Source organism: Sphaerisporangium siamense (genome assembly GCF_014205275.1).
Classification (GTDB): Bacteria; Actinomycetota; Actinomycetes; order Streptosporangiales; family Streptosporangiaceae; genus Sphaerisporangium; species Sphaerisporangium siamense.
Genome location: NZ_JACHND010000001.1, coordinates 602167 through 618345 on the forward strand (window position 1 = coordinate 602167; position 16179 = coordinate 618345).

Genomic DNA, 16179 nt, shown 5'->3' on the forward strand with positions numbered 1-16179 from the left:
TCTCCGGGCGTTCCCGCTCACTCCGCGCGCAGGGCGATGACCGGGTCCAGGCGGGCCGCCCTGCGCGCGGGGGCGACGCCGAAGAAGACCCCCACCCCGGCCGACACCCCGAAGGCCAGCGCCACCGACCACCAGGTGATCACCGCGGGCACCGGGGACAGCGCCTGGATCGCCAGCGACCCGCCCACGCCGATCAGGATGCCGATCATTCCGCCGATCGTCGTGAGCAGCACGGCCTCGATGAGGAACTGGCCGAGCACGTCGCGCGCGCGGGCGCCGAGCGCCTTGCGCAGGCCGATCTCGCGGGTGCGCTCGCGCACACTGACCAGCATGATGTTGGACACGCCGACCCCGCCGACCAGCAGCGAGATGCCCGCGATGGCCGCGAGCACGCCGGTGAGCATGCCGAGGACGGTGCCGATCGTGCCGAGGAGGCGGGTCTGGGTGACCCCGCTGAACCGCTCGCCCGGGTAGCGCGCGCGCAGCGCCTCCAGGACCGTGCGCCGCAGCGGCTCGACCTCGTCGGGGCCCGACGCGCCGACCGCGATGCCGTTGATCCGCGACAGCCCCACCAGGCGCTGGGCCGTGGTGACCGGGATGTGCACCTCCTGGTCCCTGGCGACGCCGAACGTCGCGCCCACCGGCTCGTACAGGCCGACGACGCGGAACCGCACCCCGGCGATCGCGACCTGGCGGCCGATCGGGTCCACGTCCCCGAAGAGCTTCTGCCCCACCTCCGACCCGAGGACGGCGACCCTGCGGCGCGTGTCCACGTCGGTCCCGCCGAGGTAGCGCCCGCGGCGCAGCGGGCGGTCGAAGATGTTGGACATGTGCTCGTCGGTGCCGGTGATCGTGGCGAACACCGCGGTGCCCCCGACCCGCACCAACTCGCCGGAGTTGACGGCGACCGTCACCTTGGCCGGGTCGCCGACGAGGCGGCGGACGAAAGCGACGTCGTCCAGGCCCAGGCGGCTCTGCGTCGGGGCGGTGCCGAGCCCGACCTCGCCGGGGACCACGAGGATGATGTTGCTGCCCAGCCCGGCGATCTCGCGTTCCACCGCCTCCTTGGCGCCCGTGCCGATGGCGACGAGGATCACCACGGCCGACACGCCGATCACGACGCCGAACATGGTCAGGGCGCTGCGCAGCCGGTTGACGCGCAGCGCCTCCAGCGCCATCCGGGACGCCTCGGCGGTCCTCACGGCGCGGCCCCGGTGTCCCGCTCGATGACGCCGTCGCGCACGTGGATCTGGCGGCGGGCGGCGTCGGCGACCTCGCGGTCGTGCGTGACGAGGACGACCGCGACGCCCCGCTCGGAGTTCAGCGCGGCGAGGATGCCCATCACCTCCTTGCCGTTGCGGGAGTCCAGGTTGCCGGTCGGCTCGTCGGCGAGCACCACCTTGGGGTCGCCGACCAGCGCCCGCGCGATCGCCACCCGCTGCTGCTCGCCGCCGGACATCTGGGACGGCCGGTGGTCCAGGCGGTGGCCGAGGCCGACGGCCTGAAGGGCACGCCTGGCGCGCTCGCGCCGCTCGGCCCCGCCCATCCCCCGGTACACCAGCGGCAGCGCCACGTTGTCCAGCGCCGAGGTGCGGGCGAGCAGGTGGAAGGACTGGAACACGAAGCCGATGGCCTTGTTGCGCAGCTCGGCGAGCCCCGCGTCGTCCAGCGTGGCGATGTCGGCGCCGTCGACGCGCAGCGTGCCGCCGGTGGGACGGTCCAGGCAGCCGAGCAGGTGCATGAGCGTCGACTTGCCCGACCCCGAGGGGCCGACGATGGCGACGAACTCGCCGTGGTGGACGCGCAGGCTCACCCCGCGCAGCGCGTCCACCGACACCCCGTCCAGGTGGTAGGAGCGGGTCAGGTCGACGGCCTCGAAGGCGGGGACGCCGGCCGGCGAGCCGGTCACGGGAGCGTCTGGCCCGGCCGGACGCTGTCGGCGCCCCTGACCACGACGCGCTCGCCGACGCTGAGCCCGCGCGTGACCTCCACCATCGCCTCGCCCTGGGCCCCGAGCGTCACCACCCTGCGCTCGGCCGTGCCGTCGCCGCGCACCACCCACAGGACGGTCTCGCGGCCGCTGGTGACGACGCTGGAGGCGGGGACGGCGACCGCGTCGGGCGATTCGCGCACGGTGAGCCTGACGACCGCGCTCATGCCCGGTTTGGGGGCCGGCGCGGCGTCGCCGCCGTCGTAGGCGCCCGCGCCGAGCCTGAGGCGCACGGGGTAGCTGACCCCGCCGGTCGTGCCCTCCTTGGGGGTCACCCCGACGCCGGTGACCGTCGCCTTGTAGGTGGCGCCGGTGACCGCGTCCAGCTCGGCCTCCGCCCGGACTCCGGGGCCGACGAGCAGCACGTCGGTCTCGTCCACGTCGGCCGACAGCGACAGCTTGGAGACGTCGGTGACGGTGACCAGCGCGTCCCCCGCCGACACCGGGACGCCGGAGGCGATCGTGCCCCCGGCGGCGGCCGGCGCGGCGCCGCCCGGCGATCCGCCCGCGGCGGCGCCCGCCTGCCCGGCGAGCTCCGGGGGCAACTGGCCGAGCAGCGCGCCGAGGTTCGCCCCGCCGCCTCCCGCGGCGCCGCCCAGCGTGACGATCCCGCCGAACGGCGCCTTGACCACCAGGCCGTCCACGGTGGCCTGGGCGGCCTTGGCCACCGCCCTGGCCTGGGAGGCGGAGGCCGAGCGCAGCGAGGCCATGGAGGCGGTCAGGCCGCCGAGACCCGCGCCGATCTGCCCGCTCATCTGGGAGAGCGACCGGTTCACCGACCGGGTGAGGTCGCGGGTGATCTGGTTGAGCGCGGCGCTCTGGGCGCGGTGCTGGGTCTGGGCGGCGTCGATCGCGGCGAGCAACTGGGCGCGCACCCGCCTGTCCTGGACCTTCCTGGCGGCGGCGCGTGCCCGGGCGAAGCCGCGGGCGACCTCGCGGTCCAGGGACGCGGTGAGGTTCGGGGCGGGCAGCCGGAGCCCGGGCGCCGCGGCGACGCTCATGGCGCGCGGGGACGCGGACGCCTGCCGCTCGGCCCTGCGCGCCTGGGCGAGCCGGTCGCGGGCCTGCGGGGAGCCGACCCTGACCAGGATCTGCCCCTTGGTCACCTTGTCGCCGTCCTGGACGTACACCTTGGCCACGGTCCCGGCGGCCGGGGAGCGCAGCGTGGCGGTGGCGCGGGCGCCGACCCTGGCCGGGGCCTCCACGACCTCGCTGACCGGGGCGCGCGCCACCGTGGCGATGTGGACCTTCGGCGCCTCTTCCGATGTGCAGGCCGCGGCGAGGACGGCCACCAGGGACAGCAGAAGCGGAGGGAGACCGCGACAAATCGTCACAAGACCATCGTAGGAGGGAGATCACCCGCCCGCCGGGGTCCTTCGGCAAGTCGGCGGGCCGGACCTCACGAAGTAGCGGCGACGCGGCGCAGGCGGCGGACGGCGGGCACCGCCAGCAGCACGACGCACCCGGTGACCGAGATGACCGACGACGCCCCGAGCAGTTCCTGGGGGCCGACCACCGCGGCGACCGGCCCCGCGAGCGCCTGCCCGATCGGGAGCGCCATGATCGACCCGGCGACCTCGTAGGCGTGGACGCGGTTCAGCACGCCCGGCGCGACCTGCGTCTGGACGCTCGTCATCCACATGACGCCCCAGAACGCCATCGCGACGCCCGCCGCGACGTGGCAGGCCAGCATGAGCGGCAGCGGCAGCCCGAGCGCGATCGACAGGGGCTCCAGGGCGTAGAGGAGCATGGCCGTCGCCCCGGCGGCGAGGGGGCGTACCGGCTTGATCCGCATGGCGACGAGCCCGCCGAGGATCGTTCCAGCGCCGTGCGCGGACATGACGAAGCCGTACGCCTGCGCGTCGTAGGCGGCCGAGATGATCGTGGCGCCGAGCGGGAGGATCGGGCCGAAGACGGCGATGCCCATGACCGACCAGACGATGATCACACCCCACATCCAGGTGCGGGAGCTGAACTCGTGCCACCCTTCCTTGAGGTTGTGCCAGACCGACCCCTCCTGGGCCGGGGGCGGGGCGCCGGTGAGCCGCAGGAGCGCCAGGCACACGGCGCTGACGGCGAACCCGGCCGCGTCCATCAGGAAGACCACGCCCACGTCGGCGGCGCCCACGAGGATGCCGGCGACCGAGGGGCCGAGCAGGAGCATGAACGACTCGGAGGTCCGCTGGGTGGCGACGGCGGCCTGCACGTCGGTGGCGATCCTCGGGATGAGGCTGGCCAGGCCGGGCTGGAACATGGCCGCCGCCGTGCCGTTGACGGCGGAGATCACCATCAGGTGCCACAGGACCGGGGTGCCGGTGAGGAAGAGCACGGCGGTGGTGGCCTGTGACAGGACGCGGGCGATGTCGGCGCCGACCATCATGCGGCGCGGGGTGAACCGGTCGGCGAACACGCCGCCGAACAGCACCAGCAACGCCATCGGGACCACGGAGGACGCCAGCGTGAGGCCCACGCCGGTGGCGCCGTACCCGGCCTGGATGACGCCGAGGGACATCGCGACCGGCACCATGCCCGTGCCGAGCGTCGAGACGGACCGGGCGGTGAAGAACAGGCGGAAGTCTCGCGTCCACACGGCGGGTTCGCCGCGCCTCCCGTCCTCGGGCCCCGACCTCGATTCGGACGCGTCCGACACTTCCCCGCACCCCGCCACAATGACCCCATTCAGCCAGATTTCGCCCGCCGATAGGATGGCATCTGATTAGCAAAGGTTCCTAACCATTTACCCGTGGGGCGCATTTCCGGTCCGGGGACCCTGGTGGGCACCGGCGCTGATCGCCCGGACTATGGTGTTCGGCGTAGTTCGTGACCTTCGCACGCCGGGAGGCGGATCTCCGTGACGGCAGAACCCACAGACGAGCGCCTCGCCGAGCTCAGGAGGCGCTTCGCGGAGATCGACGCCGATGGCGACGGGTACGTCACGCACGCCGAGTACCGGCGGCACTTCCCCGATCTGCCGGCCGAGGCGATCGGCGCGCTCGACCAGGCCGCCGACGCGGACGGCGACGGCCGCGTCTCGTTCGAGGAGTTCGTCCGCCTCAGCGCCCTGGGCTGAGCCCGCCGGGGTCCGCGGGCCCGGACGGCGTCAGCCGGAGGCGAGCTGGCTGCTGCGGTCGCGCGCCGCCTCGATCGCGGCGAGGAAGGCCGCGCGGACGCTGTGGCGCTCCAGCTCGGCGATGGCGGAGATCGTGGTGCCCCCCGGCGAGGTGACGGCCTCGCGCAGGATCACCGGGTGCTCCCCCGAGTCGCGCAGCATGATCGCGGCGCCGACGATGGACTGGGTCACCATGTCGAGCGCGGCCGCCCGCGGCATGCCCAGCAGGATGCCCGCGTCGACCATGGCCTCGACCAGGTAGAAGAAGTACGCCGGGCCGCTGCCCGACAGCGCGGTCGCGGCGTCCTGCTGGGACTCCGGGATGCGCAGCACCTTGCCGACCGGGCGCAGCAGCTCCTCGGCCAGCTCCAGGTGGGTCTCGCCGGCGTGCGCCCCGGCGGAGATCACGCTCATGGCCTCGTCGACGAGCACCGGCGTGTTGGACATGACCCGCACGACCGGCACGTCGTCGCCCAGCCTGGACTCCACGAACGACGTGGTGATGCCCGCGGCCACGGTGATGACGAGCCTGCCCGCGGGCACGTGGGCGGCGATCTCGTCCAGCAGGGCGGCCATGTCCTGCGGCTTCACCGCGAGGATCAGCGTGTCGGCGATCTTGGCGGCCTCGGTGTTGGGCACGACACGTACGCCGTGACGCTCCCGCAGGGCCGCGGCGCGCTCCGGGCGGCGGGCCGTGGCGATGATCTCGCCGGGCGCGACGCCCGCGCGCAGCAGCCCGGACAGCAGGGCCTCGCCCATCTTGCCCGTCCCGAGAATCGCGATCATCTCAAGGCACCTCGCGTTACGTGTGGAAACCCTCGCAGCCTACCGACTCCGGAAGTGCTCGCCCGACCCGAGTCGCCGTGGCCGTTCCGTCCGGCGAGCCGCCGTCATTCCCTCCGGGGAATTGAGGGCCGCCGCCCGCTCCCGCAAGGTTTACGGCGTACCCGAACACATGACCGAGGGGGAATGATGATCGACATCTTCGCGCGGGACCTGGCCGCCCGCTACGTGGCGCTGTGGAACGAGCCGGACGCCGGGCTGCGGCGCGCGGCGATCCGGGAGCTGTGGGCGGAGGACGGCGCCCACATCCTGCACCCGCCCCAGGAGGCCAGGGAGGCCGCCGCGCGGGTGGGCTTCGCCGCGTCCACGTTCGAGGCGCACGGGTACGACGAGCTGGAGCTGCGGGTGACCCGGGCCTACGAGGACTTCGTGGCGCCCGGCGTGTACGTGTTCCGCCCCGGGCCCGATGTCGTGCGGCTGCGGGACGTGGTGAAGTTCACCTGGGAGATGGCGCCCGCGGGCGGCGGTGACGCGGCGGGCGGCGGCGTGGAGTTCCTCGTCCTCGGCCGGGACGGCCGCATCAAGGCCGACTACCAGTTCCCGGGGCTCTGAGAGGCGGGCCAGGCGGGCGGGGCCGGCGCGGCCCGGCGTGCCGGGCGTCCGCGCGGGACGGGCCATAGGGTGCACGCGGGGGCGTGCCCGGGCGCGGAGCGCGAAGCGCCAGGCCGCATGTTGCGGTTTGGCAACTCCTGTGGAGTCATGTCGTCAGATACCGCTTTTATCCGGAGGATCTACCCGATGGTGCTGGTATGTCGGTTCCAGCCGGAGCCACCGGCGCCGAAAGGGTTGACGTGAAAAAGATCCTCATAGCGCTGGCCACCGCCGGCGTGGGTCTGAGCACCGCACTGGTCGCGACACCCGCGACGGCAGCGGCTCCGCAGGCCCCCGACCACTCGCCGCCCGCTCCGGAGTGGACGCAGTGCGCGACCCTCCCGGCGGGCATCGAATGCGCGTTCGTGACGGTCCCCCAGGACTACGACCGGCCGTGGGGCAAGAAGATCAAGATCGCCGTCTCGCGCAAGAAGGCGACCGACCTGGCGAACTATCAGGGCGCCATCCTGTTCAACCCCGGCGGCCCGGGCGGCAGCGGCCTCGGATACCCGGTGAGCATGCAGACCCGCCTCGGCGCCGCGCTCGCCGCCCAGTACGACCTGGTCGGGTTCGACCCGCGCGGCGTCGGCGCCAGCGAGCCCGCCCTGCGCTGCGACCCGACCTACTCGAACCCGGTGCGCCCCGACTACGTCCCCGGGAACCTCCGCGAGGAGCTGGCCTGGGTGAAGAAGGCGCAGGGATACTCCCGCGCCTGCGACCAGAAGTACGGCGACCTGCTGCGGAACATGACCACGGTCGACGTGGCCAAGGACCTCGACCAGATCCGCAAGGCGCTCGGCCAGGAGCAGATCAGCTACGTCGGCTACTCCTACGGGACCTACCTGGGCGCCACCTACGCCACCCTCTTCCCGTCGAAGGTGCGCCGCCTGGTCCTGGACAGCATCGTCAACCCCGAGCGGGTCTGGTACGAGGCCAACATCGACCAGAACCACGCCTTCGAGGCGCGGCAGAAGGACTTCTACGCCTGGGTCGCCAAGTACGAGCCCACCTACCACCTCGGCACGACCCCGGCCGAGGTCGAGAAGGCCTTCTACGGCGCCCGCGCCAAGCTCAAGGCGACCCCCGCCGGAGGCAGGGTCGGCCCGTCGGAGCTCGACGACACCTACCTCGCCGGCGGCTACCTGAAGAGCCGGTGGCCGTTCCTCGCCAACGCCCTGTCGAAGTACGTCAACGACGGCGACAACGCCGCCATGGCGACCGCCTACGCCACCTACGGCGACAGCAGCGACGACGACAACACCCTCGCCGTCTACTCGGCCGTGGAGTGCAGCGACGTCCGCTGGCCGCGCGACTGGGGCACCTGGCACCGCGACTGGTGGGAGTCCTACCGCAGCGCCCCCTTCCTGAGCTGGGGCAACGCCTGGTTCAACGCGCAGTGCCAGTCCTGGCCCGTGCGCGGGCAGCAGCCGCCGCGCGTCAACGGCAAGGCGATCAGTAGCGCCCTGCTCTTCCAGGACACCAAGGACGCCCCCACGCCGTACCCGGGCGGCGTCGAGATGCACAAGCGCTTCCCGACCTCGCGCCTGGTCGTCATGGACGGCGGCGGCAACCACGGCCTGACCGGCCGGGGCAACGCCTGCATCGACAACATCTGGAAGGCGTACCTGACCGACGGATCCCTGCCGGCGAGCGTGCCCGGCCCCGACGTCCACTGCCCGCCGTTCCCCGACCCGGTGCCGCCGCCCGCCACGCTGCGCGTCGCGCCGACCCCGCAGGACGACTGGGCGCCCGGCGAGCGGTGACCTCCGCCCGCGCCCGCTGAACCCGCGCCCCGCCGGTCCACGAGACCGGCGGGGCGTTCTGCTTCACGCGAGCCGGGCGCCGCGGGCGTCCGAACCCGGATGACGCGGGGTACGTCTTAGGTGTATGCGGATGATGACGGCGATTCTGGCGACCGGCACCGTGCTGCTGGCCGCGGGGTGCGGTGACGCCCCGACGGCCGCCGACCCCGACCAGGCCGCGAGCTCGGCCATCGTCAGGACGAGCGGCGTCACGACACCGGGCTCCTCCCCCACCCCCGCCACCGGCGGGGCGAAACCCACCCGGCCGAAGGGCCACACGGTCGGCACGCGCAAGGTGCGCTGGGAGTCGGCCAAGCCGTCCAAGGACGGCCGCAGGATCACGGTCGTGTGGTGGTCGGGGGTCGAGCCCTGCCACACGCTGGACCGGGTGAGGGTCCGCGAGACCTCCAGGCGCGTCACGATCACCCTGTACGAGGGGCAGGCCGCGAAGGCGCGCGACGTCGCCTGCATCGAGATCGCGCTGAAGAAGAGCACGATCGTGAAGCTGAAGGCGCCCCTCGGCGCACGCGAGATCGTGGACGGCGCGCGCTCCTAGGCCCGCCCCCCGGGAACATCCCGGACGTCCCACCCGTTGCCGCCATGTGGCCTGGCGCCACCGGCGGGTCACCCCGGCCCGCGGCCGGGCTCCGGCGCCCCGGGGGACGGTGTGCCCACCGGCGTCCTCCCACGTCAGGAGCGGCGGGTCGTGCCTCCCCGCGCCGCCGACACCCCCCGATACGACGGAATAGAGACGCCCGCCATAGGGTTGAGCCCAGTAGACTCAAGTCGCTTGACAAAGATGCAAGCGAGACACATGATTGAGTCACACAGACTCAACTTTGACTACAAGGACGTACTCATGGCACGTGCGGTAGGTATCGACCTGGGGACGACCAACTCCGTCGTCTCGATCCTTGAGGGCGGTGAGCCCACGGTCATCGCCAACGCGCAGGGCTCGCGGACCACGCCGTCCGTGGTCGCCTTCGCCAAGAACGGCGAGGTGCTGGTCGGCGAGGTCGCCAAGCGGCAGGCCGTCACCAACGTCGACAGGACCATCCGCTCGGTCAAGCGCGAGATGGGCACGAACTGGAACGTCGAGATCGACGGCAAGAAGTTCTCCCCCCAGCAGATCAGCGCCTTCGTGCTCCAGAAGCTCAAGACGGACGCCGAGGCGTACCTCGGCGAGAAGATCACCGACGCGGTGATCACCGTTCCGGCGTACTTCAACGACGCCCAGCGTCAGGCCACCAAGGAGGCCGGCCAGATCGCGGGCCTCAACGTCCTGCGCATCATCAACGAGCCCACCTCGGCCGCTCTGGCCTACGGGCTCGACAAGGAGAAGGACCAGACCATCCTGGTCTTCGACCTCGGCGGCGGCACCTTCGACGTGTCCCTGCTCGACGTCGGCCAGGAGGACGGCCACGGCTTCGTCGAGGTCAAGGCCACCAGCGGTGACAACCACCTGGGCGGCGACGACTGGGACCAGCGCGTCGTGGACGAGCTGGTGACCCGCTTCAAGAACGCGCACGGCGTCGACCTGTCCAAGGACAAGATGGCGCTGCAGCGGCTGCGCGAGGCCGCGGAGAAGGCCAAGATCGAGCTGTCCGCGCAGACCGAGACCTCGGTCAACCTGCCGTACATCACGGCCTCCGCCGAGGGCCCGCTCCACCTTGAGGAGAAGCTGACCCGCTCGGAGTTCCAGCGCATCACCTCCGACCTGCTCGAACGCTGCAAGGGCCCGTTCCACCAGGTCATCAAGGACGCGGGCATCAAGGTCGCCGACATCGCGCACGTGGTGCTCGTGGGCGGCTCCACCCGCATGCCGGCCGTCAGTGAGCTGGTCAAGGAGCTGACCGGCGGCAAGGAGCCCAACAAGGGCGTCAACCCGGACGAGGTCGTGGCGATCGGCGCCGCGCTGCAGGCCGGTGTCCTCAAGGGCGAGGTCAAGGACGTCCTGCTGCTGGACGTCACCCCGCTGAGCCTGGGCATCGAGACCAAGGGCGGCATCTTCACCAAGATCATCGAGCGGAACACCACGATCCCGACCAAGCGGTCCGAGGTCTTCACCACCGCCGAGGACAACCAGCCGTCGGTCCAGATCCAGGTCTTCCAGGGCGAGCGCGAGATCGCGGCCTACAACAAGAAGCTGGCCACCTTCGAGCTCACCGGCATCGCCCCGGCGCCGCGCGGAATCCCGCAGATCGAGGTCACCTTCGACATCGACGCCAACGGCATCGTCAACGTCGGCGCCAAGGACCTCGGCACCGGCAAGGAGCAGTCGATGGTCATCACCGGCGGCTCGGCGCTGCCGAAGGACGACATCGCGCGCATGATGCGCGAGGCCGAGTCCTACGCCGAGGACGACAAGAAGCGCCGCGAAGAGGCCGAGACGCGCAACAACGCCGACGCCCTCGCCTACCAGACCGAGAAGTTCCTGCGCGAGAACGACGAGAAGGTCCCGGCCGAGGTCAAGACCGAGGTCGAGGAGTCGCTGGCCGAGCTGAAGAAGACCCTTGAGGGCACCGACTCCGCCGCCATCCGCGCGGCGGCCGAGAAGCTCGCCACCGTCAGCCAGAAGATGGGCTCGGCGATCTACGCCCAGTCGCAGGGCGCCGCCGACGCTCCGCAGGACGCCGCGGCCGGTCAGGGCGCGGGCGCCAAGGCCGACGAGGACGTCGTCGAGGCCGAGATCGTCGACGACGAGCCGAAGAAGCGGGAGGGCGGTGCCGCGTGACGTCCCCGAACTCTGGGAGCGAGCACGAGGGCCTGGTCATCCGCGACAACCGGCGCATCGATCCGAAGACCGGGGAGGTGCGTGAGGGGGCGGGGAAGACGCCGGGCCAGGCGTCCCCCGCCGCCCCGGCCGAGGAGACCAAGCACGACGAGGGTCTGGCCACGCAGCTCGCCGAGCGCACGGCCGACCTCCAGCGGCTCCAGGCCGAATACGCCAACTACCGCAAGCGGGTGGAGCGCGACCGGGTCACGGTCCGCGAGCAGGCGGCCGCCAACGTGCTGACCGAGCTGCTGCCGGTGCTCGACGACATCGGCAGGGCCCGCGACCACGGCGAGCTGACCGGCGGGTTCGCCAAGGTCAGCGAGGCGCTGGACGCGGCGCTCGGCAAGCTCGGTCTGGTGGCCTACGGCACCAAGGGCGACCCGTTCGACCCGACCGTGCACGAGGCCCTGATCCACAGCTACTCGGCCGACGTCACCGAGACCACCTGCGTCGAGATCCTCCAGCCCGGCTACCGGCTCGGCGAGCGCGTCCTGCGCCCGGCCAGGGTCGCGGTGGCCGAGCCCGAGGAGCCGGCGGCGGGCGGCGGGTCCGGTCCGGCCACTTCGGGCGAGGCGGGCGAGGCCGCGGCCGACCCCGAGGACAATTGAACGACCACCCCCTTGGCGGACGAAGGAAGCGATAGATGAGCACCAAGGACTACCTGGAGAAGGACTACTACGCGGTCCTTGGTGTGCCGAAGACCGCCACCGCCGACGAGATCAAGAAGGCGTACCGGAGGCTGGCCAGGAAGTACCACCCGGACGCCAACCAGGGCAGCGCCGAGACCGAGGCCAAGTTCAAGCAGGTCTCGGAGGCCTACGACATCCTGTCCGACACCAAGCGCCGCAAGGAGTACGACGAGGCGCGCACGCTGTTCGGGTCGGGTCTCGGCGGGTACGCGGGGGGCGGCGCCCCCCGCGGCGGCGGTGGCGGCGGCTTCCCGTTCGACTTCGGCGACCTCTTCGGAGGCACGTCCCAGGGCAGTGGCACGGGCGAGCGGATCGGCGACCTGTTCGGCGGTCTGTTCAACCGCGGCGGGCGCACCTCCACGACCACCACGCGTCCCCGCCGCGGGCAGGACATCGAGTCCGAGGTCACCATGTCCTTCTCCGAGGCGGTGGAGGGCACGACGGTCGCGCTCCGGCTGACCAGCTCGTCGGCCTGTCCCGTGTGCAGCGGCACCGGGGCCAAGACCGGCACGACCCCGCGGGTCTGCCCGACCTGCGAGGGCACCGGAGCCGCCAGCCGCAACCTCGGCAACTTCGCCTTCTCCGAGCCCTGCCGCGACTGCAAGGGCCGCGGGCTGCTCATCGACGACCCCTGCCCCGTCTGCGAGGGCAGCGGGCGCGGCAAGAGCACCCGCACGCTTCAGGCGCGCATCCCGGCCGGGGTGGCCGACGGCCAGCGCATCCGGCTCAAGGGCAAGGGCGCGCCGGGCGAGAACGGCGGCCCCGCGGGCGACCTGTACGTCCAGATCCACGTCAAACCACACGCGATCTTCGGCCGCTCCGGCGACAACATGACGGTCACGGTCCCCGTCACGTTCACCGAGGCGGCGCTCGGCGCCGAGATCAGGGTCCCGATCCTGCACGGCCAGCCGGTCACCCTGCGCATCCCCGAGGGCACGCCCAACGGGCGCACGTTCCGCGTGCGCGGCCGGGGTGTCACCCGCAAGGACGGCACGAAGGGTGATCTCCTGGTCACCGTGGAGGTCGTGGTGCCCCAGCAGCTCGACGACAAGGAAAGGTCGGCGCTGGAAGAGTTCCGCGCGGTCTCCGACGGCGCCGACATCCGTGCCGACCTGCTCAGACAGGCCAGTAGCGAGTAACCGGAAGGAGGCGACGCCGATGGACGCCAACTACTTCGACCTGTCCGACGACACTCCGGTGTACGTCATCTCGGTCGCCGCCCAGCTTTCCGGGCTGCACCCGCAGACCCTCCGGCAGTACGACCGTCTCGGCCTGGTCAGCCCGGGCCGTACGGCCGGCCGGGGCAGGCTCTATTCCACGCGCGACATCGTGATGCTGCGCGAGGTCCAGCGGCTCTCCCAGGAGGAGGGCATCAACCTGGCCGGCATCAAGCGCATCCTGGCCCTGGAGACCGAGAACCTCCGCATGCGCGAGGAGATCGGACGGCTCCGGAGCGAGATCGCGATGATCCGCGCGCTGATCCAGTACCAACTGCCGCCCGCGTGATCCCCGCGCCGTCGCGCGAGGGCCACGCGGATCCCGGATCCCGATCACGCCGCCACCCGCGGCGTACACAGACGCCCACGCCGGCGCCCGCGCACCGGCCGGGGCGGACATATGCCGAGTCGGCCGGACGCCAGCGTCCCAGGGGAGGGCACCCGGCGCGCCGACATGCGAGGAAGGCGAGACCAGCGTGGACTACAAGCTGACGCGTAAGAGCCAGGACGCCCTGTCGGGGGCCATCCGCAGGGCCGCCGCGGAGGGCCACCCCGAGGTCGGACCGGCACACCTGTTCACCAGCCTGCTCACCCAGACGGACGGCACCGCCGTGCACCTGCTGGAGGCGGTCGGCGCCGACTGGAAGAAGCTGCGCGCGGACGCCGAGCAGCAGCTCGAACAGCTTCCGAAGGCCCAGGGCGCGACCGTCAGCGCCCCGTCGTCCTCCCGGCAGCTCCTGGTCGTGCTCAACACCGCCGCCGCCCGGGCCAAGCAGCTGGAGGACGAGTACGTCTCGACCGAGCACCTGCTGGTCGGCCTGGCCGCCGACGGCGGGCGCGTCGCGGAGCTGCTGAAGGCGCAGGGCGCCGGCCCGAACGCCCTGCTGGAGGCGTTCGAGAAGGTGCGCGGCCACGCCCGCGTCACCAGCGAGGACCCCGAGGACACCTACCGCGCGCTGGAGAAGTACGGCGTCGACCTCACCGAGCTGGCCCGGGCGGGCAGGCTCGACCCGGTGATCGGCCGGGACAACGAGATCCGCCGCGTCGTCCAGGTGCTGAGCCGCCGCACCAAGAACAACCCCGTGCTGATCGGCGAGCCCGGCGTCGGCAAGACGGCCGTGGTGGACGGCCTGGCGCAGCGCATCGTGGCCGGCGACGTGCCCGAGAGCCTGCGCGGCAAGCGGCTGGTCTCGCTGGACCTCGGCGCGATGGTGGCGGGCGCGAAGTTCCGCGGCGAGTTCGAGGAGCGTCTCAAGGCCGTCCTGAACGAGATCAAGGAGAGCGACGGCCAGGTCGTCACGTTCATCGACGAGCTGCACACGATGGTCGGGGCGGGCGCGGCCGAGGGCGCGATGGACGCCGGCAACATGCTCAAGCCCATGCTGGCCCGGGGCGAGCTGCGCATGATCGGCGCGACCACCCTGGACGAGTACCGCGAGCGCATCGAGAAGGACCCGGCGCTGGAGCGGCGCTTCCAGCAGATCTACGTCGGCGAGCCCAGCGTCGAGGACACGATCGCGATCCTCCGCGGGCTCAAGGGCCGGTACGAGGCCCACCACAAGGTGCAGATCTCCGACGGCGCCCTGGTGGCCGCCGCCACCCTGTCCGACCGCTACATCACCGCCCGTTTCCTGCCCGACAAGGCCATCGACCTGGTCGACGAGGCCGCGAGCCGGCTGCGCATGGAGATCGACTCCCGTCCCGTGGAGATCGACGAGCTGCAGCGCGCCGTCGACCGCCTCAAGATGGAGGAGCTGGCGCTGGCCAAGGAGACCGACGAGGCGAGCGTGCAGCGCCTGGAGAGGCTGCGCAAGGAGCTCGCCGACCGCCAGGAGGACCTGGACCACCTGGTCGTCCGCTGGCAGAAGGAGAAGTCGGGCCTCAACCGGCTCGGCGAGCTGAAGCAGCGCCTCGACGAGACCCGCTCGGCCGCCGAGCGCGCCCAGCGCGACGGCGACTTCGAGGCCGCCTCCCGGCTCATGTACGGCGACGTGCCCCGGCTGGAGAAGGAGCTGGAGGAGGCGTCCGCCCAGGCGCAGCCGGAGGACCCGATGGTCAAGGAGGAGGTCGGGGCCGACGACATCGCGCAGGTGATCTCGTCCTGGACGGGCATCCCGGCCGGGCGCCTGCTGGAGGGCGAGTCCGCCAAGCTCCTGCGCATGGAGGACGAGCTCGCCGCGAGGCTGGTCGGCCAGGGCGAGGCCGTGCGCGCGGTGTCGGACGCGGTGCGGCGCGCCCGCGCGGGCGTGGCCGACCCGGACCGTCCGACCGGTTCCTTCCTGTTCCTCGGCCCGACGGGTGTCGGCAAGACCGAGCTGGCCAAGGCCCTGGCGGAGTTCCTGTTCGACGACGAGCGGGCCATGACCCGCATCGACATGAGCGAGTACGGCGAGAAGCACAGCGTCGCGCGGCTCGTCGGCGCCCCGCCCGGGTACATCGGCTACGAGGAGGGCGGCCAGCTCACCGAGGCCGTCCGCCGCAGGCCGTACACGGTGGTGCTGCTGGACGAGATCGAGAAGGCGCACCCGGAGGTCTTCGACATCCTGCTCCAGGTGCTCGACGACGGCCGGCTCACCGACGGCCAGGGCCGCACGGTGGACTTCCGCAACACGATCCTGATCCTGACCTCCAACATCGGGTCGCAGTACCTCGTCGACCTCACGCTCGACCCCCTCGCCAAGCGGGACAAGGTCATGCAGGCGGTCAGGTCGTCGTTCAAGCCGGAGTTCCTGAACCGGCTCGACGACGTGATCCTGTTCGACGCGCTCGGCTCGGAGGAGCTGGCGCAGATCGTCGACCTGCAGGTCGCGCGGCTGGCACGCCGGCTGGCCGACCGCCGCCTCACGCTCACCGTGACGCCCGAGGCCCGCGACTGGCTGGCCCTCACCGGCTACGACCCGCTGTACGGCGCGCGCCCGCTGCGGCGGCTGGTGCAGTCGGCGATCGGCGACAAGCTGGCCAAGAGCCTGCTGGCCGGGCAGATCCACGACGGCGACACGGTCACCGTCGACCTGGACGCGGCCCGCGACACCCTCACCGTCGGTTCCACGGCGGGCACCGGAATATGAGCGGACCGATAATGGGCAGACGACCATAATTAAATAACGGCAGATACCGTTATATATGGATCTTTCCCATCATAAGGAAAGACAGTGCTTACTT

The 16179-nt window shown here is 72.0% G+C and carries 13 protein-coding genes and 1 pseudogene; 9 read left to right on the top strand and 5 right to left on the bottom strand.

The window, feature by feature from the left end; translation table 11 throughout:
- Window positions 1-17 precede the first annotated feature (17 nt).
- The 4 genes from BJ982_RS02760 to BJ982_RS02775 form a co-directional block, all read right to left on the bottom strand.
- Complete coding sequence (locus tag BJ982_RS02760; RefSeq protein WP_184876244.1) at window positions 18-1202, bottom strand: ABC transporter permease; 1185 nt, start codon at window positions 1200-1202, stop codon at window positions 18-20.
- Window positions 1199-1909, bottom strand: a complete 711-nt coding sequence (locus BJ982_RS02765) for an ABC transporter ATP-binding protein (protein ID WP_184876246.1) — start codon at window positions 1907-1909, stop codon at window positions 1199-1201. The genes BJ982_RS02760 and BJ982_RS02765 overlap by 4 nt, the downstream gene beginning before the upstream one ends.
- Window positions 1906-3324: an efflux RND transporter periplasmic adaptor subunit gene (locus BJ982_RS02770; protein WP_184876248.1), complete on the bottom strand. Its 1419-nt coding sequence runs from the start codon at window positions 3322-3324 to the stop codon at window positions 1906-1908. The genes BJ982_RS02765 and BJ982_RS02770 overlap by 4 nt, the downstream gene beginning before the upstream one ends.
- Before the next feature lie 65 nt (window positions 3325-3389).
- Complete coding sequence (locus BJ982_RS02775; protein WP_239123575.1) at window positions 3390-4580, bottom strand: MFS transporter; 1191 nt, start codon at window positions 4578-4580, stop codon at window positions 3390-3392.
- A 261-nt stretch (window positions 4581-4841) separates the two neighbouring features.
- Here BJ982_RS02775 and BJ982_RS02780 point away from each other — a divergent pair, with 261 nt between their 5' ends.
- Window positions 4842-5060 (top strand): EF-hand domain-containing protein, encoded by a 219-nt coding sequence (locus BJ982_RS02780; protein ID WP_184876252.1) that lies wholly within the window; start codon window positions 4842-4844, stop codon window positions 5058-5060.
- A gap of 30 nt (window positions 5061-5090) precedes the next feature.
- On the opposite strand, the gene proC is transcribed toward BJ982_RS02780, so the two are convergent.
- The gene (proC, locus tag BJ982_RS02785; protein ID WP_184876254.1) at window positions 5091-5885 is read right to left on the bottom strand and encodes a pyrroline-5-carboxylate reductase; all 795 of its coding nucleotides are present in this window, start codon (window positions 5883-5885) and stop codon (window positions 5091-5093) included.
- A 183-nt stretch (window positions 5886-6068) separates the two neighbouring features.
- Here proC and BJ982_RS02790 point away from each other — a divergent pair, with 183 nt between their 5' ends.
- The 8 genes and pseudogenes from BJ982_RS02790 (at window position 6069) to clpB (ending at window position 16085) form a co-directional block, all read left to right on the top strand.
- A complete protein-coding gene (locus tag BJ982_RS02790) occupies window positions 6069-6494 on the top strand; it encodes a hypothetical protein (RefSeq protein WP_239123574.1) in 426 nt (141 codons plus the stop codon).
- Window positions 6495-6733: 239 nt separating this feature from the next.
- Window positions 6734-8296 carry an alpha/beta hydrolase gene (locus BJ982_RS02795; RefSeq protein WP_203959406.1) on the top strand — a complete coding sequence of 521 codons (1563 nt, stop codon included), beginning with the start codon at window positions 6734-6736 and terminating at the stop codon, window positions 8294-8296.
- Window positions 8297-8426: 130 nt separating this feature from the next.
- Entirely contained in the window at window positions 8427-8891 is a 465-nt protein-coding gene (locus BJ982_RS02800) for a hypothetical protein (protein WP_184876258.1), read from the top strand.
- Between the two features lie 303 nt (window positions 8892-9194).
- The gene (dnaK, locus tag BJ982_RS02805) at window positions 9195-11069 is read left to right on the top strand and encodes a molecular chaperone DnaK (RefSeq protein WP_184876260.1); all 1875 of its coding nucleotides are present in this window, start codon (window positions 9195-9197) and stop codon (window positions 11067-11069) included.
- Window positions 11066-11719, top strand: a complete 654-nt coding sequence (gene grpE, locus BJ982_RS02810) for a nucleotide exchange factor GrpE (protein ID WP_184876263.1) — start codon at window positions 11066-11068, stop codon at window positions 11717-11719. Before dnaK ends, grpE begins: the two co-directional genes overlap by 4 nt.
- A gap of 35 nt (window positions 11720-11754) precedes the next feature.
- Window positions 11755-12939: a molecular chaperone DnaJ gene (gene dnaJ / locus BJ982_RS02815; RefSeq protein WP_184876265.1), complete on the top strand. Its 1185-nt coding sequence runs from the start codon at window positions 11755-11757 to the stop codon at window positions 12937-12939.
- 19 nt (window positions 12940-12958) lie between these two features.
- Window positions 12959-13211 (top strand): annotated as a pseudogene (locus tag BJ982_RS02820) (heat shock protein transcriptional repressor HspR); the annotation flags it as partial.
- A gap of 282 nt (window positions 13212-13493) precedes the next feature.
- The gene (gene clpB / locus BJ982_RS02825; RefSeq protein WP_184876268.1) at window positions 13494-16085 is read left to right on the top strand and encodes an ATP-dependent chaperone ClpB; all 2592 of its coding nucleotides are present in this window, start codon (window positions 13494-13496) and stop codon (window positions 16083-16085) included.
- Window positions 16086-16179 lie beyond the last annotated feature (94 nt).